The organism is Acinetobacter sp. YH12241, assembly GCF_013417535.1.
GTDB lineage: Bacteria > Pseudomonadota > Gammaproteobacteria > Pseudomonadales > Moraxellaceae > Acinetobacter.
Window position 1 is genome coordinate 26,144 of sequence record NZ_VPDQ01000017.1, and the last position, 23,150, is coordinate 49,293.

The window sequence follows — 23,150 nt, forward strand, 5'->3', positions numbered from 1 at the left end:
ACATATTTCATAGCGATTTTATTGATAAGCCTAGCAAACTTTCAATGATATAAAGCTTTAGATCAGCTTCTTCTGATTTTTAACGTGAATGATTTATTTTTTAAATCTTTAGCAGTTTTTTTCATAAACCAAAATGAGAAAGTCGCTCAATTACCACTCTTTGGTTTCGCCTAAAGCCTGACCAATAAATTGATATCGCATAGTTGATCTTGAAAACTTGATCGGGCAAGCCAGTTGAGCTTCGGTTTGCTCCCGCTGATCAGCTTTAACTGGCACCTGCACCACCCATTCGCGTTGCTGCGCCAGCTCAGAATGCAGGGCTTCATCAAGCTTCAATACAGGTTCGACACAGAAATCTGCCTGAGAAAATAAGGCTTGCCAGTGAGATAGAGGTTGGACAATGATTTTATCGCGAATCGCCTGTTTCACTAAAGCATGATCTTCAGGTGCAAAAGAAGCACCTTTTTCCAGAAGAATCGGCAAATCCAGCAATTGTGCCAGACCTTGCATGAATTGAGGCTCCAGACTGCCTATTGATAGATAGCGATTATCCTGAGTTTGATAATAGTCATAAAAGGTACCACCATTTAAGTAACCTGATTCTATCTGCTGATGCTGATTACCCGCCAGACTAGCAGAAGCTGCCATATTATTTAATGTCGCCGCGCAATCGGTCATGGAAATATCAATATATTGTCCCTGACCACTGCTCTGCCGCTCAATCACCGCTGCCAGAATGGCAACCAGTGCATGCATAGAACCGCCCGCGACATCAGCAATCTGGATTCCCATTGCCGGTGGGCCGCTTTCAATCCGGCCACTATGTCCAGCAATCCCAGATAAAGCCAAATAGTTAATGTCATGCCCTGCCCGATCTTTATATAGACCCGTTTGGCCATAACCGGTAATCGAGCAATAAATTAAGCGTGGGTTGAGCGCACTGAGCGTTGGATAATCCAGACCAAGCCGTTGCATCACACCTGGACGAAATTGTTCTACAATAATGTCATAATCTGCAATTCGGGATTTAATCTGTTCAATATGTTCGGGATTCTTTAAATCCAGTGCGACAGAATGTTTGTTTCGGTTCAGATAATTATGCATTGTGGCCTGTCCATGTGCAAAAGGTGGCATTAAACGCACCAGATCAGGACGTGTGGGTGATTCAATATGCACAACTTCTGCACCCATGTCTGCAAGATATAATGTGGCAAATGGACCGGGCAATAATGTAGAAAAATCTAATATTTTCAAACCTTTTAATGCATATGACATTGGAGTTATTACTCTATTTATATCGCTTTTTGTCTCATCATAAGAACATAAATGCCCAAAAACAATGTCATGTTCAGCCATTTACCTTGATAGTTTCGGCAATTTAACATGTAAGAAAATGGTAATTGGATTCTTGTAAATTGCCATTGATTTTTTATTTTTTGTCATTTAGGTCAAATATTAGTGAACATTAAAGAGACTGAAGGATTAAACATGAGTCGTGATACGATCAGTATCCATTTCGTCAATGCAGCCTTATACGGCGTTAAGCGCCTGGGCATGGATGTCGATACTTTATTGTCTCACGTTGGGATTGAAGCCGAGCTTCTGCATCAGCCCAAGGCCCGTATTTCGCCTGAACAATATACCCGTTTTATCAAGATGCTCTGGATGGTGACCCAGGACGAACATGTCGGTTTTGACAAACAGCCGCGTCGTCTGGGCACTTTCGCGATTATGTGCCAGTTGATCATCCATGCCAAAACACTGGGCGATGCACTCGAGCTTTCTTCTCAATTCTACAAACTCTTTGGTGATGATTGGTCTGTAACCCTGGAACGTGACAAGCATGAAGCGCGCCTCGTTCCCCTGATCCCAAATTCGATGGATCCGGAACACTTTATTACTGAAAGTATGTTGATGATCTGGCATGGTCTGGCATCGTGGTTAATTGAACGTCGTCTGCCGCTGGAACGTGTACATTTCAGCTACCCTCGCCCTGCGCATGCAGATGAATACGATGCGCTGTTCTTTGCACCTGTGATGCAGTTCGATATGCCGCGTACTGAAATTACCTTTGCAGCAGATTATCTGGATTTGCCAATTCGCCAGAATGAAGAAACTCTGGAAGAATTCCTGAAAGCAGCACCTGCTCAACTTCTAGTTAAATTTAAAAATACCAACTCGCTGACTTCGCGGATCCGGGATGTATTGAAGAGCCAGATCGGTGAAGAAATGCCGACCTTAAACGATGTTGCATCGATGCTCTATCTATCCCCACAAACCCTGCGTCGCCGTCTTGCTGCCGAAGGCAAGAGCTATCAGGGCGTGAAAGATGCGCTACGTCGCGATGCTGCGATTCACCTGTTATTGAATCCGGATTTAACGTTGGAAGACGTGGCACAACAGGTGGGCTTTAGTGAAACCAGCACTTTCCACCGTGCTTTCAAAAAATGGACAGGGGTAACACCAGGCCTATACCGTCAGTTACACGGTTACCATTAAAAACCTTGCTCTAAAAATGTATACTTGAAAAGTATCGTTTATTAAGCGCTACAAGCCCCTAGCCCAAGCTCCAGACTTGGGCTTTTTTATGCCCGCTTTTTAATCCATCAAGACTGACCAAATTGTTCAAATGATCTGGTCCGTTCTCGTCATTGCACTTCAAGATTTAATCATTACACTCGAAGCATTAGAACAATTTCAGTAAAGCAAGAAAAGGATATTGTATGAGCGAGGCCTATATTATTGATGCCATTCGCACGCCACGCGGAAAGGGAAAAAAAGACGGATCATTACATGAAGTTAAACCAATTAGTTTACTGACTACGCTCTTAAATGAACTGAAAGAACGCCATAACCTGGATACATCTCAGGTGGATGATATTGTGCTGGGCTGTGTGACTCCAATCGGTGATCAGGGTGCAGACATTGCCAAAACTGCTGCAATTGCCGCAGGCTGGGACAATGATGTGGCTGGCGTTCAGATCAACCGTTTCTGTGCTTCGGGTCTGGAAGCTGTAAATCTGGCAGCACAAAAAGTTCGTTCAGGCTGGGAAGATCTGGTCGTTGCGGGTGGTGTTGAATCCATGTCTCGCGTTCCGATGGGTTCTGATGGCGGCCCGTGGGCATTAGATCCTGAAACCAATATGGCTTGCGATTTTATTCCACAAGGCATAGGGGCTGACCTGATCGCGACCATTGATGGTTATAGTCGTGCAGATGTAGATCAATTCGCCGAGCAATCACAAAAGAAAGCGGCAGCAGCCCAAGCGAATGGTTATTTTGATAAATCTATTATTCCAGTGAAAGATAAAGCTGGCGTCGTGATTCTAGACAAAGATGAATTCATTAAACCGACAACAACTGCAGAAGGCTTAAGTGCATTAAAGCCAAGTTTTGCAACGATGGGCCAGATAGGCTTTGATGCCATCGCTCTACAGAAATATCCGGAAGTAGGCTCTGTAAACCATGTACACCATGCGGGTAATTCTTCAGGCATTGTGGATGGTGCAGCAGTCGTATTACTTGCCTCCGAACAGGCAGTGCAACAGCAAAATCTCAAGCCACGCGCCAAAGTACTGGCAACGGCACTGGTTGGTGCCGATCCAACCATTATGCTGACCGGCCCTGCCCCGGCTGCACGTAAGGCTTTAGCCAAAGCTGGACTCACCATTGATGACATCGATCTGTTTGAAGTCAATGAAGCTTTCGCTGCTGTGATGATGCGCTTTATCAATGAAATGAAAGTTGATCCTGCCAAAGTCAATGTTAATGGTGGTGCCATTGCCATGGGACATCCACTCGGTGCGACCGGCGCCATGATTCTAGGCACTTTACTGGATGAACTGGAACGTCAAGGTAAGAAACGTGGACTGGCTACCCTGTGTGTGGGTGGTGGTATGGGCATCGCAACCATTATTGAGTTGGTATAAGGAGATCAGCATGAGCGCAATTCAATATCAAAAAACTGAAGATCACATTGTCATTCTGACCTTTGATTCTCCGAACCAGTCCGCCAATACCATGAATGCCGACTTTCGCGCGACTCTGGAAGAAGTCGTTGCCCAGTTACAAGCAGATGAACAGATCGCCGGGATTATTTTCCGATCAGCAAAAAAAACATTCTTTGCTGGCGGTGATCTAGATGAGTTAATTCAGGCGACGCCTGAACATGCCACCGAATTCTTCAATATGATTGAAGACATGAAAGCCAAACTGCGTTATATCGAAACGCGTGGTATTCCAGTAGTGGCAGCTTTAAATGGTACAGCCTTAGGCGGTGGTTGGGAAATTGCTTTATGTGCCCATCATCGTATTGCGCTGAATGATGCCAAAACCAAGTTTGGTTTACCTGAAGTCACTTTAGGCTTGCTGCCAGGCGGTGGCGGTATTGTCCGCATGGTTCGTCTGCTAGGCCTGCAAAATGCCTTACCTTTGCTGATGGAAGGCAAACAGTTCGGTGTAGAGAAAGCCAAGTCTTTGGGACTGGTGCATGACACAGCCGACTCACTGGATGAGTTACTAGATAAATCTATAGCCTGGATTAAACAACATCCGCAATCTCAACAGCCTTTCGATGTAAAAGGCTACAAAATTCCGGGAGGCTCTCCTTCTTCGCCTGCCGTTGCACAGATGCTGGCCATTGCTCCTGCGATGTTGCGTGATAAAACCAAGGGTTGTTATCCAGCACCAGAATCTATTCTCTCCGCTGCGGTTGAAGGTGCTCAGGTTGATGTCGATACTGCGCTAAGAATTGAGTCGCGTTATTTCACCTATCTCGCTACCGGCCAGATTTCCAAGAACATGATCGGTACATTCTGGCATGGCATGAATGCCATCAAGTCGGGTGCCAGCCGTCCTAAAGACTTTACGCCATGGAAAGCCACTAAAGTAGGTATTTTGGGTGCAGGCATGATGGGTGCTGGTATTGCCTATGTCACTGCCAGTAAAGGCATTCAGGTGGTGCTGAAGGATATTTCGTTCGAAGCTGCGGAAAAAGGCAAAGCGTATAGCCAGAAATTACTGGATAAAAAAGTGGCTCAAGGCCGCTTAACAGCCGAAAAACGTGACCAGATTTTAGCTCTGATCCATGCTACTGCGAGCATGGCAGATTTAGCAGGTTGTGACCTGATTATTGAAGCAGTATTTGAAAATCAGGAACTCAAAGCCAAAGTTACTCAGGAAGCAGAGCAATATTTATCAGCCAACGGTGTAATGGCATCCAATACCTCAACTCTACCCATCAGTGACCTAGCTCAAGCCTCTCAGAATCAGGCAAATTTTATCGGTCTGCATTTCTTTAGCCCAGTCGACAAAATGCAACTGGTCGAGATCATTAAGGGGAAAAATACTTCAGCAGAAACACTGGCCAAGGCATTTGACTATGTGCAGCAGATTGGCAAGCTACCGATTGTAGTGAATGACAGCCGTGGCTTCTTTACTAGCCGTGTCTTTGGCACCTTTGTACAGGAAGGATTACGTTTGCTTGCCGAAGGTGTGCATCCAGCTCGTATTGAAATGGCTGCGCTGAAAGCCGGTATGCCAGTCGGACCACTTGCTATTCGGGATGAAGTCTCTCTGACGCTTTCTGAGCATGTAGCTGCAGAAAGCCGTAAGGCTCTGGCTACACAAGGCAAAGAACGTCCAAGCACCGATGCGGATGCCGTGATTCAAACCATGATTCATGAGTTTAACCGTAAAGGCAAAGCTGCTGGTGCAGGTTTTTATGACTATCCTGAAGGGGGCAAAAAGCAGCTATGGTCTGGCTTGGAGCATTGGTATAAAGAAGTGGATATTTCTGAACAGGAAATGATAGACCGCTTCCTGTTTGTTCAAGCCCTCGATACTGTGCGCTGTCTGGAAGAAGGTGTGCTGGAGTCAGTGGTCGATGCGAATATCGGGTCAATCTTTGGAATTGGTTTTGCCGCCTGGACGGGAGGTGCTGTGCAGTTCTTGAACCAGTATGGTTTAACCAAGGCCTTGAATCGTACTGAAATCTTGGAACGTAAATATGGCGAACGTTTCAAAGCGCCACAGTTACTCAAACAGAAAGTTGCTGAAGGCCAGCGTTTTTAAAACCTGAGTCTAAAAAGAGGAGCTTAGCTCCTCTTTTTTTATTTCAACGCTATAGAATTTCTAAGTTTGATATTCTCTCTAAATGACACATTTTGATCTGCTTTCCAGGCAATTTATGTTATAAAGTTACATGAGTTAGACATCCACGATGGGTACATGCATATGACTGATCACAGTTCACCTGAAAAATCACCTTGGGGTTGGAAAGCACTGATTATCTTCTGTATTTTAGGTGGATTATTCATGTTGTTTTTCTGGCTTGCGGTCAGTAATGAACCAGACTACATGCCAAGCCAGCAAAAGAAAGAAAATACCCAGCAGCATGCATTTAAGAATGCACCTGCGATGTCTCCAGAAGCTTTAGCCAAAGCACAGGCTGACCGTGAAGCTCGTCAGGCGACCTCTTCATCTCATCAGACTCATGAGACGAGCGTGGAAGAGCACAATATGTCTGCTGAAGAACATGCACAGATGGACAATGCTAGCCATGACGAAAATACCACTCATGGCCACTAAGCAGTTCCAAGATCAAATTTAAAAAAGCGAGGTTTTCCTCGCTTTTTTATTTTTTAGTCTTTTAAGCTGAGATACATATCTATATGTGGAATGCCACAATCCAGATATTCTTCACCCTGCACGTCAAAACCCAAGTTCTGATAAAAGCCAATCGCATGTACCTGTGAAGAAAGCTTTAGGAATTCACGTTGCTCTGTCTTGGCCTGATCAATCACAGCCTGCATGATATTTTGGCCGATACCCGTACCACGTGCCGACTGCAACACAGCTACACGACCAATACTGTGATTTTTTAATAAGCGTGCAGTTGCAACGGGTTGATCCTGTAAATAAGCCACAAAATGCGTAGAGATTGCATCCTCAGCATCCCATTCATCTTCGGGAGCAATTTGCTGTTCCTGAATAAAAACGGCTTCACGTATCACTCTGGCATCTTGGGCTAACTCATCCCAGCTACCTGACATGATTTTAAGATTTTTATTGTTTAGCATTTAGAACCAATTCCCTGCTGATCCCACTGGTTATTCAATAACAATTCCAGTGAATGTTTTTGAATTCCATACATCTCTTTTAATGCCTGAATCTGGGCGAGAACAGCCTGATCGGGCTGTCCATAATCCTTCCGTTTGGTCGCCAGAATCATTTTATTTTTACTGGTGTGTTCTAGGGCCACAAATTCAAAGACCTTGGTTTCATATCCATACGCCTTAAGCAATAAGGCACGAATGGTATCCGTCAGCATTTCGGCTTGCTGCCCAGCATGGATGCCAAACTGCAACATTGGTGACAGCACTTTCGGACTCTGTAATTGCGGTCTTAACTCTTTATGACAGCATGGAGCACACATGATGATTTGTGCATTCAGGCGAATACCGCTATGGATTGCAAAATCGGTCGCCACATCACAGGCATGCAGAGCGATCATCACATCGAGACGTTCCGGTTCATAGGTACGCACATCGCCCTGGAAGAAATCCAGCTGGCTAAAACCAGATTGCTGCGCGACATTCTGACAGAACTCGACCATTTTCGGATTCAGCTCTACGCCGGTGACATACGGCGTCTGACCATGTTTTTGCATATAATCATATAGCGCACAGGTTAAATATCCCTTACCTGAACCAAAATCAACGATACGTAATCCTTGTTCCTGTGGCTGGATTTGTGCCAGTGCGCCTGAGAAAATCTCGACAAATTTATTAGGGTGTGTTGACACTTTTAGCTTAAAAAAATAGCGAAGTAGTAAAATCAAATCGCCAAACCCAATTTTACTATTCGCTATGACTCGTACCATGCTGACAGATCAACACTGGCAAAAGTTGAAAGTTATTCTGCGTAATTTATCCATTCACCACAACTCAAATTTACGCAATTTTATTGAAGCTATTCTCTATAGAATTAGGACAGGTTGTCCGTGGCGAGATATTCCTTCTTGTTTTGGTCATTCAAACTCTATTTTCAAACGTTTTAATCGTTGGTCAAGCAGCGGTAAGTTACTTAGATTATTCAAATTACTAGCCTCATGCCCCGATATGGAGTGGATTTTTATTGATGGCTCTCATGTACGTGCTCATCAACATTCTGCCGGCATAGCGAATCAATCTATTTCTAAAAGTGCAGGAGGAAACTCCTCAAAAATACATTTGATTGTTGATGCACATGGCAATCCTATTGATTTCATGATTACCGATGGAACCACACATGATGTTAAAGTTGCACCTGATTTAATATCAACATTAGATTTAAAAGAGACAAAAGTGGTATGTGCAGATAAAGGCTATGATTCAGAACCACTGCGTGAACAGATCAGGAAAACAGGGACTAAAGCGAATATACCAAAGAAAACGAATAGCCAATCGAACAATGACCATATGGACTGGTATTTATATAAAATCAGGCATTTAGTTGAAAATATGTTTTGTAGATTAAAGCAATTTAGAGGAATAGCTACTCGATATGACAAGCTCAAAAGAAATTATCAAAGTTCTGTTGCCTTAGCCTGTATATTTTTATGGCTACCGTTATAGGGTTAATTATGAACAGTAAGTGTCAACAGACCCTAATCTGTTTCCACTTACGCGCCATGCTCGGAATGATCTGGCCTTGCTGATCGGTGATTCCTAAATGCTGTAGGAATACACTGTCCTGATCGACATAACGCTGTTTAACCCGGTCATGGCCCTGCTCGGCTTTTGTCTTTGTAGAGGCAGGTTTAGCTTTACTTCGTGTCAGCATGGCCTTTTTCTTGTTTTTCTTCAGCTGCAATTCTTCCTGATCGGTAAACAGGTTAGCTTGCTTGCAACAGGCCAATAATTCCGTTACTTGAGTCAAGGCTTCATTCAAAGGATAGTTTTTGGTGACATCCTGAGTCTTGTATCGATAGACACAGCTCAAAACCTTCTGTTCATTGAGCGAAATGACTCTAAAGGTCATTTTCTCCAATTGTTCAAGTTCACCTTTATACTGACTTAAGATCAGACGATCAAAATGATCAGTTTCAAAGGCTTGCTGAAAAGCCTCCAAGAACTGTTGTTCCTGAACCGAGAGAGAAGTCGATGTCGACATAAGAAAAACCTGATATGAATTGCTGCTCAAGTTTAATTGTTCTTAACTTAAAAGCAAAATTGAATTATTATACAAGTGTATATTTAAAAAGAATGACAACCATGCAGAATGCTCCCCTAGTTCCAGATTATGATCATAATGAGGAACGGATTAATTATATTAGTCACGGCTTCGGTGCTGCACTGGCTTTAATTGCCGGTATTTTATTGATTATTAAAGGCTCTTATTTGAGTACCGGACAATGGATTGGCCTTTGGGTCTATGCTTTCAGCATGATTCTGCTGTTTTCCGCTTCGATGCTCTACCATATGTCTACTGCTGCTGACCGACGCTATTTTTACAAAAAAGTTGATCATACGGCAATTTACTACCTGATTGCAGGTACCTATACCCCGTTTCTATCGATTGCGATTCCAACAGCCAAAGCCCAGTATTTACTGATTGCCTTATGGGTGATTGCTGTACTGGGAACACTATTCAAGTTCATTTTCATCAACCGTTTCCAGAAACTTTCTTTGGTCGCTTATCTGGTCATGGGATGGTTGGCACTACTGGTTATGGACGATATGCAGCAGTACTTAAGTGCTCAATCTTTAACCTTTCTGATCATTGGTGGCTTAGCATACACTGTAGGTGCATTGTTTTACGCTTTGAAAAGAGTAAGATATACCCACGCTATCTGGCACATTTTTGTATTGATAGGCGCAGGATCACATTTTCTGTCTATCTATCTTTACGTGATTTAATCATCTCATTTCTTCATTTCAGTGACCCTGAGCGAGTTGAAACGAGAAGATTGCAGTTGTTTTTTTAAAAAATTACGCCTTTTTTAAAAAGATTACGCTTTTAAAACTAAGTTTTTTATTTTTAGTAAGTGTAAGGTTATTCATGGCGTCTTCAGATTCTATCGCTGTAACAGAAACTACAGCAACCAATTCAAAATTTCGTGTTTTAACAGCAAGTTTAGTGGGCACTACAATCGAGTTCTTCGATTTCTATATTTATGCCACAGCTGCCGTTATTATTTTCCCTTATCTGTTCTTCCCTACAAGTACAGATCCTATGACTGCGACTATTCAGTCGCTGGCAACCTTTGCGATTGCCTTTATTGCCCGTCCAATCGGCGCTGCACTTTTTGGTCATCTGGGAGACCGGATCGGACGTAAAGCGACACTGGTCGCGGCCTTGTTGACCATGGGTCTTTCTACCGTTGCCATTGGTTTATTGCCAACTTATGCACAAATCGGTATTGCTGCGCCACTATTGCTGGCTCTTTGCCGTTTAGGCCAAGGCCTTGGTTTGGGTGGTGAATGGTCAGGTGCGGTTCTTTTAGCAACTGAAAATGCGCCAGAAGGCAAACGTGCCTGGTATGGTATGTTCCCGCAACTTGGTGCACCAATTGGCTTCATTCTGGCAACAGGCTCATTCTTGACCCTTGGCGCATTCATGTCTGAAGCAGAGTTCATGCAATGGGGCTGGCGTATTCCATTTATCTCTAGTGCGCTACTGGTGATTATGGGTTTATGGATTCGCTTGAAACTGCATGAAACTCCTGCATTCCAAAATGTGTTGAAAAAGCAGAAAGAAGTGAATGTACCCTTCTTCGAAGTATTCAAAAAGCATTCTAAAATGCTGGTATTGGGTACCATCGCTGCGATTTGTACATTCGTGGTGTTCTACCTAACGACTGTATTCGCATTGCAATGGGGTACTAAACAGCTCGGCTATACACGTGAAGAATTCCTTCAATTGCAATTAGTTGCAACTTTGTGCTTTGCTGCATTTATTCCACTTTCAGCAGTTCTTGCAGAAAAATTCGGTCGTAAGACAACTTCAATCGCGGTATGTGTGGTCTCTGCTATTTTCGGTATCTTCTTTGCCGATATGCTTGAATCAGGCAGTACGCTGGTTGTGTTCTTCTTTTTATGTATTGGCCTAGCGATCATGGGTCTGACTTATGGTCCGATTGGTACCGTATTGTCTGAAATCTTCCCGACTTCAGTACGTTATACCGGTTCTGCCCTGACCTTTAACCTGGCAGGTATTTTTGGTGCATCTTTTGCGCCACTGATTGCAACCAAACTGGCAACAACGTATGGCTTGTCTGCAGTAGGTTATTACCTCACAGCAGCCTCTATCCTGTCATTACTTGCATTCTTGCTGATCCGTGAAACTAAAAATGATGATGTAAACAATCAGATCTAAGGATCTTGACAGATTAAATCATCTCAATCAAAGCCAGCAGTTCATGCTGGCTTTTTTTATGATTTCACAACAAAAACTTGCTACTTCTTTGCGGATATTTCGGGAACAATCAAATAAATAAAGCCAGAGAATAATGAGGCAGAGTGATGCAGGATCTTATTGAGCAACTTACTCAAGAACAGCTGGTAGATATTGTGATTCTGCTAGAGGATGATAAAAAACTGGACGCCATTCGCTATATCCGGACGCATACAGCTTTAGATGAATCACAGGCGATACAGGTCATTGATGAAATTGTCCGCGAGCATGATCTGGCGCTGAATCGGAACAATAAAGGCAACATTGGCCCACGCTTTACTGATGATGCTGATGAAAATATTCCGGTGGTAACTACATCTTTGGAAGTTCCAGATCATCCCAACCTTAGCATCGCTAAAGATACTGAGGTGGCTGCACAGCAAGTCGGCAAACGTGTGCCCGGCCGTGAGATTGAAAAGAAAATCTGGATCACCGCAGCCGTTATTTTACTGATTATTATTGTGCTCTGGCTACTGCTTTAACAGCAGCGAATGAATCAGTTTTTTTTAGACCAATTCGATAATATCAATGGTTGGTGGTACGCGAAAACGAAATGGTACCCCTACCATGCCCGTTCCCACGGTCACAAATACATCTGCATGCTCATGCCGGTACAAGCCTTTTTTATGGCCCAGAATGGAAACCTTTTTCATCACATAATCCGTCAGCCAGGGTAACTCGACCTGCCCACCATGCGTATGTCCAGAAAGCATCAATGGTCGTGTTGGCAATTTCGGCACCATATCCACGGTATCTGGATTATGCGACAGAATCACCCAAGGCTTGTCTTGAGGCAGATCCGGCATTGCGCGCATATCGGTTTTTCCAGCCCAAAGATCCCCTACCCCGAGCAGACGAAATTCATCAAACTCGACAATCTGCCCTTCAATGTCCATAACCTGATTCACTTCCAGCGCATAACGAAGCAATTCCTGAATCGGAGGGCCAGGATACTGTTCATCATGATTCCCTGTCACCGAATATACCGGCGCATGAATTTCTTTTAAGACCGCCAGCTCCTGTGCCAGTTTATTTTCCGGTTCATAGGTCCAGTCCCCTGCAACCACCACCAAGTCCGGTTTCAGATGGTTCAGCTTATGTACAATCTGTCTTAACTGGCGTTCATGTCCGGAAAACAGACCAATATGTAAATCTGCAATCAGGGCAATCCGTACCGGTTTTTTAAGTTTCTGTTGAGGATTGATTTGATAAGGCGTGGTTTCGACCCGAATCAAATGCGGCTCGATAAAACGTGCATAACTGAGTACGGCACTAATCACGAAAATAAAAATAGACTCATGAATCGAATAGTAGCCCATCCATCCTGCATAAATACTGAAGAACACCAGCGGAATCAGCAAATAGGCCAGATAGAAAGCCAGCAGGTGACAAAATGCTTTAAAGGGATGAATGGTTTCTGTACGAGACTGACTCGACCAGGCCTGATACACTGCCCAAACGGCAAGAATGGCCATGCCTAGATAAAAATAAAAAAGTACGGAACTGGTATCCCACATAGATTTGCCTTGTCGAGTCGAGGAGCTGATTAGTGGCTTTATATTTATCTTTTCATAGCTGGCAATTATACTCAATCCAAATTTTTCAGTCTTTGATGTTTATGGTAAATGCTCCCCACGCTTCCGCTCATTCAAAACCCTCTGGCTTATCAAAAGCTTACCGCTATAAAGCTGGCATTTTACTGAGCTGCAGCCTGGTACTCGGCATTCCTGCTTGCAGTACGCTGCCTCCGCAAACTGAACAGCCTAGCCGGATGGCATTTGAAACGGATACCTCGCAAACCAGTCTGGCCCAGATTGTTGAACCTTTACGTCGGCAGAATATTGGCCTGACCGGTTATCACGTGTTACCAGATCCGCTCGAAGCACTCGCTGCACGTATCCAGCTGATTAATAAAGCGGAACGCAGTCTGGATCTGCAATATTACATCTGGGATAACGACCGTATTGGTGCACTGGCTCTGCATGCCCTCATTCAGGCAGCAGACCGTGGCGTCAAAGTCCGTTTGTTGATGGATGATAACAATGCCAAGAAAATGGAAGGTATTTATCTGGCACTAGATCAGCACCAGAATATTGAGGTCAAACTGTATAACCCCTACCGCTTCCGTAAATACCGTGCCATGGATATGCTGCTGGATCTAAAACGGATCAACCGCCGCATGCACAACAAAAGCTTTATTGCCGATAACCAGATTGCCCTGATTGGTGGCCGTAATATGAGTAACCAGTATTATAACGTCAGTGACAGTTATCAGTTCTCTGATGTAGATGTGATGTTGGTCGGTGCCGCTTCTGATGAAATCATTCATTCTTTTGATGAATACTGGAATGATGATTATGCCTATCCAGTTCGGCAGATTGTTAATCCTCGCCATCACACGCTACGCTTCCCGAGCCTGAAACAGCAGCTGGAAGAATATAGTCATGATACTGCAATCCAGAACTACCTGAATCTGGCCAATCGTTCACAGGCTTTCGATAAATGGCTGGAACACAACATTCAACTTGATTGGGTAGAAGCTGAAGTCGTCAAAGATCCACCAAGTAAAATCAAGTCAAAGGCTAAGACTGAAGATCACTTGAACTTCCAGTTATTACAGCATCTGGAAAAACCGGAAGAAAGTGTGGATATCGTGTCGGCCTATTTTGTACCGGAAAAACAGGGTGCAGAACGTCTCAAGAAATTGGCTTCAGAAGATGTCAAAGTTCGAGTACTGACCAATTCCTATAAGGCCAATGACGTGCCGCTGGTCCATGCCTTTTATGCTAAATATCGTCAGGAATTGCTAGAAAATGATGTAAAACTTTACGAGTTTTTGGCCGCGCCAGATGCCGACAATCTGAATGCCAATACTGAAGAGCTGGCACAAAAAGCGAAGGTCAGCTTAAAAGGCCTGAGCCGTTCCAGCCTGCATGCCAAACTGATGGCCATTGACCAGAAACAGGTATTTATTGGTTCTTTTAATTTCGATCCGCGTTCAGCTTATTTGAATACTGAAATTGGCGTATTGCTAAATAGTCCTAATCTGGCCCGTGCGGTACACGAAACCATGGACAAGAATTTAAGCAAGTATGCCTATAAGTTGGTTCTGGATGCCAACCAGAACATTAACTGGAAAATCCGCAATGCCAAAGATGAAACAAAGACCTTTAAAAAAGAGCCAGGAATGAAGTGGTATCAAAAAGCCTCAATAAAATTCCTGTCGATACTCCCGATCGAAGGTTTTATGTAATGAATATCTCTGAGTATTTCTAATAAAAAAGCCTCTTAATGAGGCTTTTTTAATACTTTGGTTTGTAACCTTTGCAAACCTTCTAGCATATTTTCATGTACTAATGCAGTCAGGCTTTCTACTGTATGCCCTTCAGTCGAAATTGCTGGTAAGGCCATCAGATGAGCTGTCACTTTAGGCATTTCCAGAACATTCTGTACATGTTTGGCAAAACTGATGTTCCCAATAAAAGGCGCCACCATATCCAGTTCACCCTGCTGATTCACATAACAGATCAGACAGATTTGTACCGGACGTTGCGCTTCAATCGCTGCACCCAGAATACGTCCATAAATTTTTTTAATTGAGCGTCCATCAGATGTGGTCGCCTCAGGAAAAAATAGAACTGGAATATTCTGTTTCAGGAAGCCGGTAATCTGTTCACGGATTCTGACCGAATCTCCTGAACCACGCTTGATAAATAAGGTGCCACCACCTTTAGCCAGCTTGCCTAGAATTGGCCAATTTTCAATTTCAGCTTTGGCCAGAAAAAACACTCGCGCGCCTGAACCTAAAACGGCGATATCCAGCCAGGACACATGATTGCTCACCCATAATGCCGGCTCACGTGGAATCACGCCATGGACCTGAACCTCAATATTAAATACCTTGCACAACTGGCGACAGAAATACTGCACATATCGGGTATTGTTCGGATTATTCGGATCTTTATACAAACCATGACGGTAAACCAGATAAAACCCCTGGCTGATGGCTGCTAATGCAGAAGTCGTTTTTCTTGTATAAAGAAAGAATTTTGCAAAACCTTGTATCTCAGGTGATTGATTTTGTACAGTCGAGTTCATAAAAAGGTCACTAAATCCTAAACAAGATACAGGGAATATCCACGAATTAAACTCATTTTATACTGTTCATGTCCAACTTGCATTGATAATAAAAAACGACCAAGTACATCTATATTTTCAATTTAAATTCATTAAATGAATTAAATAAAATAAATCAATCGAAATATTAGATTAAAAAGGATGCTCATCATGCAAGATGAAACAGTGAAATCAGCTGAGATGATTCGGCCCTTAAAAGTATTGAGCTATATCTTGGGTGGTACCCTGTTATATACGGCGCTGCTCGTAACACTTGCACAACTGTTTGTCACGGCACTCTAAAACAAAGCCCGCTATTTCAGTATCTGTAAAGTTCATTTTCAACTAAAATGAAGTTTTCAACTGGAGATTGGCCTGAGTGGAATATTTTGAGCAACATCAGGGAAAAGAACGCGTCATACTGGTCAGTGTGAGCGTACAAATGCTGGATGACCTTGATGCTGAAGAGTTTCATCTGTTAGCTCAATCTGCAAATGCCGAAATTCTGGAACATCTCTTTGTTCAACGCTTAAAACCGGATGCCAAATTTTTTGTGGGTTCAGGAAAAGCAGAAGAAATTGCTGAACGGGTCAAAGAATTGGATGCCAATCTGGTCATTTTCGATCATGCGCTGACACCTGCCCAAGCACGTAACCTTGAAAATGTGGTGCATTGCCGGGTGGTTGATCGTACCGAACTCATCCTCGATATTTTTGCACAGCGTGCCCGTACCTATGAAGGGAAACTGCAAGTTGAACTGGCACAATTACAGCATCTGTCTTCACGACTGGTTCGTAGCCGTACCAATCTGGATAGCCAGAAAGGCGGGATCGGTCTGCGTGGTCCGGGTGAAACCCTGCTAGAAACAGATCGCCGTTTATTGCGTATCCGCATGGGGCAGCTTAAAGCTAAAATAGAAAAAGTTCGCCAAACCCGTATTCAGGGCCGTGTTGCACGCCAAAAAGCGGCTGTTCCAACCGTGTCTTTAGTAGGTTATACCAATGCGGGAAAATCTACCTTATTCAATATTCTGGCCGATAGCGATGTTTATGCAGCAGACCAACTATTTGCGACTCTGGATCCAACTTTAAGACGCCTGCAATGGGACGGCGTCGGTAATCTGGTACTGGCAGATACGGTAGGCTTTGTGCGTAATCTTTCGCATTCACTGGTCGAATCTTTTAAAGCAACTCTGGAAGAAACCGTTGAAGCCACCCTGCTTTTGCATGTGATTGATTCCAGCAGTCCGGAAATGCTTGAACAAATTGAAGCCGTTGAAAAGGTGCTCAAGGAAATTGGTGCCGACGTCCCGGTGTTACGAGTTTATAATAAAATCGACTGTAGCGGTGAAGATGCCAAAATCATTTATCGCCAGCCCGGTCAGCCTGAACGGGTCTATGTTTCAGCACATAGTGGTGAAGGTCTGGATCTGTTACGCAAAGCCGTGCATGAAGCATTAATGGGTCAGATTCAGCACTTTGAACTGGTATTGAAACCTGCCTATGGCAAACTGCGCAATCAACTTTATGCGCTGAACGTGATTCAGTCTGAACATTATGATGATGAAGGTCAGTTACATATCGATGTACGGATTGCACCTCCGAAGCTGGAACAGTTGATCAAACAGGCTCATTTACCGATAGAAGAAATTCTGGGATCTCAAGCACTTCAATTCCAGCGTCCACTTGAAGAGTTTGAAATCCAGCGTAAGATCGAGTAAAACTTGATAAGTAAACTTTTAAATGACATCACCAATGAACTGGATAAAACATATTGACTGGCCAGCATGGATCAGCACTCTCCTCTTAATTATTGTATTTCGTGAAGCTTCAGTCTGGCTAATGACCCAGCTAGATCATCCTGAATTGGGCAACCTGGTCGGACTCATCAGCCTGCTAGTCACCTTATTTGCCTGGCGCTATTTTGGCAAAATTCCAGCGCGTCTGGTGGATACTAATAACAAGCTGATGAAAGAAAGTGCCTTCGCTTTTTTACCGATTAGTGCAGGCGCGCTAATTATGTTGATGCATATGGGACAAAAAATTCCGGCCTTTATGCTGGTGTTATGCCTGAGTACTCTGCTCCCTCTTTGGATCTACGCCAAAATGGCAAAACGCTGGTTATAGGAGTCGCACATGTTTTCTGTTCTTTATGGCTTTGCGATTACCTTAATTGCTTATCTGCTTGCCAAACCCTGCAATCGTGTTATTCCGCAAATTCCTGTGATTGTGTTTAGCATGTTCCTGGTGCTGGTGATTTTATTGGTGCTGGGTATTCCTTATGAGCATTATATGGATGAGGTCAATCCACTGTTTAACCATTTGCTTGGTTATGTCACAGTTGCACTGGCGATTCCGCTAGCCGCCATGCGTTATGATGACCTGCCACTGAAAGCTATTGTCGGAATTCTGGTTTTTGCCAGTATCAGTGCGGTCGCCTTACCGATGGGTCTCGCCTATTTACTACATATGTCTTCTGGCGACATCATGGCCTTTGCCACCCGTGCAGTCACGACACCAATTGCAATTAATATTGCGACCTTACTGGAGGCACCTGTTAGTCTGGCCATTCTGATCGTCATTTTGTCTGGCGTAATTGGTGCAGCATTTTCACCATTTATTTTACGACATATCAATGATGAGCGTGCTTCAGGTCTGGCTCTAGGTCTAGCAGCACATGCGATTGGTACAGCTCAAGCCTGGCAGCGTGGCAGTGTTGCCGGACGTTATGCTACGTTTGGCATGGCAGTGAATGCCGTTTTTACTGCGATCTGGTTGCCAACTTTTATACTTTATCTGCAAAAAATGTGACTCATCAATCAATATTTAACGTTTGTTTCTGAATGAAACTATTCTTACTATAGGGAAATAAAGAATTTTTCACTCAGGAACAGACCTATGAAAAAGGTTCAATTATTATCCTTTTTAGCCCTGACCTTTTTCAGTCATCTGGCTTTCGCTTCCGATATTTCAGGCACCTGGAGAAGTATTGACGATAAAACAGGATCAGCTAAAGCGATTCTGGAAATTCGTGAAACTTCAAATGGTGTTTATACTGCCAAAATTACCAAGATTACGCCTCGTCCTGGCTATACACCGCGCGAAACCTGTGTTTCCTGCCCTGCACCTTATACCAATAAACCGATTCTTGGTCTGGATGTACTCACCGGCTTAAAGGATGCAGGCAATAATAATTTCTCTCAAGGTAAACTGATTGACCCTTTATCCGGCAATATTTACAACACCAAAGCTAAATTAAGTGCCAATGGCAAACGTCTAATCCTACGTGGTTATGTAGGTGTTTCAGCCTTGGGACGCAGCCAGACTTGGATTAAACAAGATTAATTCATGACTTAGTGCACAGAAGCTTGCATTTTCATGCATTAAGTTGTATCAATATTAGACAGATGCTTTTTTTATACAATATAAAACATGCATATAAATATTAGATTCATTTGCTTTAACAGGCTTAGCATCAAACGGATTTTGATGCGCAATATAAGGAGATAGAATGCAAGACATTACCATGTTAAAGATCTTACTGAATTTCTCTGCTTTTACTGAAAATTCAGTAACAAAGCAATTAACATCGACAGGTTTCTGTCATGGGGAATCAACAGGCTTAAAGCAGATTGACCGAGCGATCTGCAACGCTCATTACTCTAAAATCAACCAAAATTAAAAAACCACACGCTTGTGTTTGGGATAGTTTGTTTCATCTATGAAAAAAGGATAAATATAAATGAATAAATCTAAATTAGGATTAATGCTCATTGCTACATTCATGACTGGGACCATTTATGCACAAGACTTGACCGGGACATGGCAACAAATCGATGATAAGACTGGTTCACCCAAAGCACTGATTGAAATCCGTCAGGACAGCAATGGTACTTATGCCGGCAAAATTGTCAAAGTAACGCCTCGTCCAGGTTATACCCCACAAAAAACCTGTAATAAATGTCCTGCTCCTTATACCAATCAGCCGATCTTGGGGATGGACGTACTGACAGGTTTAAAACAGGTCGGTGATAGCGTGAATTATGAAAAAGGTCGTGTGATTGATCCATTGGCAGGTAAAATTTACGATGCCAAGGTTCGTCTAAGCAGCAACGGCAAACGTTTAACCCTACGTGGTTATGTGGGTGTTTCTGCTTTAGGCCGTAGCCAGACCTGGATCCGTCAGGAATAAGTTCACACTTTTTCTCAAAGCTGCCAAACAGGCAGCTTTTTTTATAAATTTAATTCCATGATTTTTAATTATTTATTGACTATTTGTGCAATCTTCCTAACATGTGCGGGCAATAATGAAAAGTTCTTTGGAATGATGGATATGTTAAAGAAGATACTCCTTGCCACATTGACTACAGGATTCATGATGAACCTGTGGGCTCAAGATATTAGCGGAACCTGGCAGCAGATTGATGATAAAACTGGAGCAGCAAAAGCCATCATTGTCATCGAAAAAGAAGCAAATAATACTTACTCAGGCAAGATTGCGAAAATCACGCCACGTCCAGGTTATACACCACGCGAAAAATGTAATAAATGCCCAGCCCCTTATACCGATCAACCGATTTTAGGCATGACTATTCTAAAAGGCCTGAAACACGTTGAAGGCACCAAAAATTATGAAAAAGGTCGTGTCATTGATCCATTGGCAGGTAAAATTTATGATGCCAAGGTTCGTCTAAACAATACCGGCAAGCGTTTAACGCTACGTGCCAGTGTGGGTGTTTCAGTTCTGGGCCGCAACCAGACCTGGATTCGCGCAGACTAATCATCAGCACAATAAAAAAGCCACGTTCAACGTGGCTTTTTTGAGCTTTAAATATTTTAAAATACCGGATTATCGACGGCAAACATTTGCTGGTCTTCCAGTCGATAAGCCATCAACTGATTACCCCAGACACAGCCACCATCGACATTCTGAATTCGCCCAGAAATGGTTTTACCCTGTAAAGCGGCCCAGTGTCCAAATACAATTTGATGGGTTGCTGCAGTTTTCGATTCAAATTCAAACCAGGGCTTAAAACCTTCTGGCATCGGATCATCCAGTGAATCTTTAAAACTGTATTCCAGACGCCCTTCTGCATCAGTTAAACGCATCCGGGTCAGGTAATTCACGATACAGCGTGTACGCTCATGACCTTCTAATTCATCTGACCAGAGTGTAGGCTCTTTCCCAAACATTTCCTTTAAAAAAGCATCCACCACTTCAAAATCATCATGTGCAATGATCGCTTCTACTTCTTTTGCCAGCTGTGCAGTCTTTTCTGCATCCCAGATATTGGGAATACCGGCATGGGTCAGTACCGTCTGTTCATTCGGAAACAGACACATCGGCTGTTTACGGATCCAGTCAATTAGCTCATCACTGTCGATCGCATCAATCACATCACGGACATTGTCCTTGTCTTTAATGGGCTTGATGCCGCGTGCATAAGCCAGCAAAGTCAGGTCATGATTACCGAGTACTGTTGCCGCCACGCCATTATCCGCCAGCTTTTTAATGAAGCGTAATGCACCCAGCGAGTTTTCCCCTCGAGCCACCAGATCACCAGCAAACCAGATAAAGTCCTGATCAGGATCAAAACGGATTTCTTTCAGTAGTGCCTTCAAGGCTTCGAAACAGCCTTGTACATCACCAATCACATAATTGTATCGAACAGTGCGGGTCATTATTTTTAAGCTACCATTTGATCAGATAAAGCCACAAATTGGGCAAGTGTCAGTGTCTCTGGACGTGCCATTGGATCTACACCTGCCTTTTCAAAACCATCTTCAACCAGCATCCCTTTCAAGCTATTACGCAAAGTCTTACGGCGCTGGGTAAATACATGCGATACCAGACGAGCCAAAGCTTTTTCATTTTTTGCCACGATCGGTTTTACATCGTACGGCTCCAAACGGAACACGGCAGACGTCACTTTTGGTGGCGGATTGAAAGAGCCTGGCGGCACTTCAAACAGGAAAGTCGGTTTGCAGTAATACTGGATCATGACCGACAAACGACCATATTCTTTGGTATTTGGTGAAGCTGTAATACGATCGACCACTTCTTTTTGCAGCATGAAGTGCATGTCTTTGACTTTGTCACCAAATTCCAGGAGATGGAACAACAGCGGTGTCGAAATGTTATAAGGCAGGTTTCCGACTACACGTAACGGACGACCTTCTTCAAACAAATTGGTGAAATCGTATTTCAGCGCATCTGTTTCAATAATAGTTAAACGTTCAGGATGCGGCACACGACCCGGCAAACCAGCGGCCAAGTCACGGTCTAGCTCAAGTACGGTTAAGGCATCACATTCACCAATTAAAGGCGATGTTAAAGCAGCCAGACCCGGGCCAATTTCAACAATATTTTCGCCTGCACGCGGATTTACGGAACGCACAATTTTGGCAATGACACGTTGGTCATGTAAGAAGTTTTGACCAAAACGCTTACGCGTGTGATGCCCTTCATCTTTTGGGTTTAAGGCATTAATCTGATACATAGACATTTCCAACGTGTAATAAAGACGAGATCATTGACGCGCTAAATCCAGCGCCAAATCCACAGCCACATGTAAGCTTGAGCTTTTCGCAAGGCCTGTACCTGCGAGGGAGAGTGCTGTGCCATGATCGACAGAAGTTCGGATAAACGGTAAGCCCAAAGTAATATTGATGGCTTCACCAAAGCCCTGAGATTTTAACACAGGTAAGCCCTGATCGTGATACATCGCCAGAACAGCATCGGCATCTTTCAAGTTTTCAGGAGTAAATAAAGTATCTGCAGGCAGGCTCAGGCTCATATTGATACCCTGAGCACGATAGCTTTCAAGCACAGGATTGATCACTTCAATTTCTTCCATGCCCAGATAACCGCCTTCACCTGCATGTGGGTTTAAGCCACAAACCAGAATATGTGGATGATCAATTCTAAACTTGGTTTTCAGATCATGAATCAGAATATCAATGACTTGATGCAATCGTTCAGGCGTAATGGCATCAGGTACATCGCGTAAGGCCAAATGGGTAGTCGCTAGCGCTACACGTAAAGTCTTGGTGGCCAGCATCATCACTACACGCGGTACTCCAGCAAATTCCTGGTAATATTCGGTATGACCACTAAAGTGAATACCCGCTTCATTGATAATAGATTTCTGTACTGGTGCTGTAGCCACACCGACACTTTTACCTGACATGGCATAGTCTGCCGAACGACGTAATTGTTCTAATACATAAGCAGCATTGTCAGCATTTAACTGCCCTGCAACAACAGTGCTATTTAAAGGAATGGACTCAATATAAAGCTGTCCAATGGGTGCAGCTTCCGTTTGGTCAACATATTCAACCAATTCAACATTGAGCTTTAACTGTTGCGCACGCTGTTTTATCAAATCACCATCAATTAAAACCACTATTGGTCGTTCAAATTGACGATTGGCTAGACTTAAACAGATATCAGGACCAATTCCTGCTGGTTCACCGCTGGTGATATATAAAGGGAGCATGACATTCATTGATAAGGCCGATGAAAGGCTATTATACACTTGATCAATTCAACTTCTTCACGTGCTGTAATCATATCTGCCCTTGGTGTTCAAGTTACCT

The 23,150-nt window shown here is 43.5% G+C and carries 24 protein-coding genes and 2 pseudogenes; 17 read left to right on the plus strand and 9 right to left on the minus strand.

The features are described 5' to 3' along the window. Positions 1–150 precede the first annotated feature (150 nt). On the minus strand, positions 151–1,275 hold the full coding sequence (locus FTV18_RS10525; protein WP_180012183.1) for a CaiB/BaiF CoA-transferase family protein: 1,125 nt from the start codon (positions 1,273–1,275) through the stop codon (positions 151–153). A gap of 213 nt (positions 1,276–1,488) precedes the next feature. Here FTV18_RS10525 and FTV18_RS10530 point away from each other — a divergent pair, with 213 nt between their 5' ends. The 4 genes from FTV18_RS10530 to FTV18_RS10545 all read left to right on the plus strand — a co-directional run bounded on the left by FTV18_RS10530 (position 1,489) and on the right by FTV18_RS10545 (position 6,588). Continuing rightward, entirely contained in the window at positions 1,489–2,499 is a 1,011-nt protein-coding gene (locus tag FTV18_RS10530) for an AraC family transcriptional regulator (protein ID WP_004785199.1), read from the plus strand. 224 nt (positions 2,500–2,723) lie between these two features. Continuing rightward, a complete protein-coding gene (locus FTV18_RS10535) occupies positions 2,724–3,929 on the plus strand; it encodes an acetyl-CoA C-acetyltransferase (RefSeq protein ID WP_180012187.1) in 1,206 nt (401 codons plus the stop codon). A gap of 10 nt (positions 3,930–3,939) precedes the next feature. Continuing rightward, a complete protein-coding gene (locus tag FTV18_RS10540) occupies positions 3,940–6,072 on the plus strand; it encodes a 3-hydroxyacyl-CoA dehydrogenase NAD-binding domain-containing protein (protein ID WP_180018445.1) in 2,133 nt (710 codons plus the stop codon). Positions 6,073–6,234: 162 nt separating this feature from the next. Next, a complete protein-coding gene (locus FTV18_RS10545; protein ID WP_034705429.1) occupies positions 6,235–6,588 on the plus strand; it encodes a hypothetical protein in 354 nt (117 codons plus the stop codon). A gap of 53 nt (positions 6,589–6,641) precedes the next feature. Here FTV18_RS10545 and FTV18_RS10550 read toward each other — a convergent pair whose 3' ends face one another. After that, positions 6,642–7,079, minus strand: coding sequence for a GNAT family N-acetyltransferase (locus FTV18_RS10550; protein ID WP_034704137.1), 438 nt, complete (start codon positions 7,077–7,079; stop codon positions 6,642–6,644). Further along, positions 7,073–7,789, minus strand: a pseudogene (locus tag FTV18_RS10555) (SAM-dependent methyltransferase); the annotation flags it as partial. The gene FTV18_RS10550 and the pseudogene FTV18_RS10555, both read right to left, overlap by 7 nt. Positions 7,790–7,868: 79 nt before the next feature. Here FTV18_RS10555 and FTV18_RS10560 point away from each other — a divergent pair. After that, positions 7,869–8,615 carry an IS5-like element ISAba31 family transposase gene (locus FTV18_RS10560; RefSeq protein WP_180033306.1) on the plus strand — a complete coding sequence of 249 codons (747 nt, stop codon included), beginning with the start codon at positions 7,869–7,871 and terminating at the stop codon, positions 8,613–8,615. Between the two features lie 34 nt (positions 8,616–8,649). Here FTV18_RS10560 and FTV18_RS10565 read toward each other — a convergent pair. Beyond that, positions 8,650–9,153: pseudogene (locus tag FTV18_RS10565) on the minus strand (methyltransferase); the annotation flags it as partial. 101 nt (positions 9,154–9,254) lie between these two features. Between FTV18_RS10565 and FTV18_RS10570 the strand changes: the two are divergent. From FTV18_RS10570 to FTV18_RS10580, 3 genes are all read left to right on the plus strand, one after another. Then, positions 9,255–9,899, plus strand: coding sequence for a hemolysin III family protein (locus FTV18_RS10570; protein ID WP_180018598.1), 645 nt, complete (start codon positions 9,255–9,257; stop codon positions 9,897–9,899). Between the two features lie 142 nt (positions 9,900–10,041). After that, positions 10,042–11,358 (plus strand): MFS transporter, encoded by a 1,317-nt coding sequence (locus tag FTV18_RS10575; RefSeq protein WP_180003873.1) that lies wholly within the window; start codon positions 10,042–10,044, stop codon positions 11,356–11,358. A gap of 146 nt (positions 11,359–11,504) precedes the next feature. Next, entirely contained in the window at positions 11,505–11,918 is a 414-nt protein-coding gene (locus tag FTV18_RS10580) for a hypothetical protein (protein WP_180018596.1), read from the plus strand. 24 nt (positions 11,919–11,942) lie between these two features. On the opposite strand, the gene FTV18_RS10585 is transcribed toward FTV18_RS10580, so the two are convergent. Further along, complete coding sequence (locus tag FTV18_RS10585) at positions 11,943–12,953, minus strand: metallophosphoesterase (RefSeq protein ID WP_034704127.1); 1,011 nt, start codon at positions 12,951–12,953, stop codon at positions 11,943–11,945. A 101-nt stretch (positions 12,954–13,054) separates the two neighbouring features. Here FTV18_RS10585 and FTV18_RS10590 point away from each other — a divergent pair, with 101 nt between their 5' ends. Further along, entirely contained in the window at positions 13,055–14,689 is a 1,635-nt protein-coding gene (locus FTV18_RS10590) for a phospholipase D family protein (RefSeq protein WP_180018594.1), read from the plus strand. Positions 14,690–14,724: 35 nt separating this feature from the next. Here FTV18_RS10590 and FTV18_RS10595 read toward each other — a convergent pair whose 3' ends face one another. Beyond that, positions 14,725–15,534: a 1-acyl-sn-glycerol-3-phosphate acyltransferase gene (locus FTV18_RS10595; RefSeq protein ID WP_180018591.1), complete on the minus strand. Its 810-nt coding sequence runs from the start codon at positions 15,532–15,534 to the stop codon at positions 14,725–14,727. Positions 15,535–15,723: 189 nt separating this feature from the next. On the opposite strand from FTV18_RS10595, the gene FTV18_RS15730 reads away from it, so the two are divergent. From FTV18_RS15730 to FTV18_RS10630, 8 genes are all read left to right on the plus strand, one after another. Then, the gene (locus tag FTV18_RS15730; protein ID WP_004785224.1) at positions 15,724–15,855 is read left to right on the plus strand and encodes a hypothetical protein; all 132 of its coding nucleotides are present in this window, start codon (positions 15,724–15,726) and stop codon (positions 15,853–15,855) included. Positions 15,856–15,931: 76 nt separating this feature from the next. After that, entirely contained in the window at positions 15,932–17,272 is a 1,341-nt protein-coding gene (hflX, locus tag FTV18_RS10600; RefSeq protein ID WP_166139222.1) for a ribosome rescue GTPase HflX, read from the plus strand. 34 nt (positions 17,273–17,306) lie between these two features. Next, a complete protein-coding gene (locus FTV18_RS10605; protein WP_034704120.1) occupies positions 17,307–17,678 on the plus strand; it encodes a hypothetical protein in 372 nt (123 codons plus the stop codon). 9 nt (positions 17,679–17,687) lie between these two features. Beyond that, positions 17,688–18,362, plus strand: coding sequence for an LrgB family protein (locus tag FTV18_RS10610; protein ID WP_159123660.1), 675 nt, complete (start codon positions 17,688–17,690; stop codon positions 18,360–18,362). Positions 18,363–18,449: 87 nt separating this feature from the next. Further along, a complete protein-coding gene (locus FTV18_RS10615; RefSeq protein WP_179993346.1) occupies positions 18,450–18,896 on the plus strand; it encodes a DUF2147 domain-containing protein in 447 nt (148 codons plus the stop codon). Positions 18,897–19,062: 166 nt separating this feature from the next. Continuing rightward, positions 19,063–19,233, plus strand: a complete 171-nt coding sequence (locus tag FTV18_RS10620) for a hypothetical protein (protein ID WP_159123658.1) — start codon at positions 19,063–19,065, stop codon at positions 19,231–19,233. 60 nt (positions 19,234–19,293) lie between these two features. Beyond that, positions 19,294–19,743 carry a DUF2147 domain-containing protein gene (locus FTV18_RS10625; RefSeq protein ID WP_004785238.1) on the plus strand — a complete coding sequence of 150 codons (450 nt, stop codon included), beginning with the start codon at positions 19,294–19,296 and terminating at the stop codon, positions 19,741–19,743. Between the two features lie 141 nt (positions 19,744–19,884). Then, on the plus strand, positions 19,885–20,331 hold the full coding sequence (locus tag FTV18_RS10630; protein WP_034704141.1) for a DUF2147 domain-containing protein: 447 nt from the start codon (positions 19,885–19,887) through the stop codon (positions 20,329–20,331). A 56-nt stretch (positions 20,332–20,387) separates the two neighbouring features. On the opposite strand, the gene FTV18_RS10635 is transcribed toward FTV18_RS10630, so the two are convergent. Genes FTV18_RS10635 through pdxA form a run of 3 tightly spaced genes read right to left on the minus strand, consistent with a single transcriptional unit; the run spans position 20,388 to position 23,050 of the window. Further along, on the minus strand, positions 20,388–21,233 hold the full coding sequence (locus FTV18_RS10635) for a symmetrical bis(5'-nucleosyl)-tetraphosphatase (RefSeq protein ID WP_180003886.1): 846 nt from the start codon (positions 21,231–21,233) through the stop codon (positions 20,388–20,390). A gap of 5 nt (positions 21,234–21,238) precedes the next feature. Next, positions 21,239–22,051, minus strand: coding sequence for a 16S rRNA (adenine(1518)-N(6)/adenine(1519)-N(6))-dimethyltransferase RsmA (gene rsmA, locus FTV18_RS10640; RefSeq protein ID WP_159123656.1), 813 nt, complete (start codon positions 22,049–22,051; stop codon positions 21,239–21,241). Between the two features lie 30 nt (positions 22,052–22,081). Then, positions 22,082–23,050: a 4-hydroxythreonine-4-phosphate dehydrogenase PdxA gene (gene pdxA, locus FTV18_RS10645; protein ID WP_180018600.1), complete on the minus strand. Its 969-nt coding sequence runs from the start codon at positions 23,048–23,050 to the stop codon at positions 22,082–22,084. Positions 23,051–23,150: the final 100 nt, after the last annotated feature.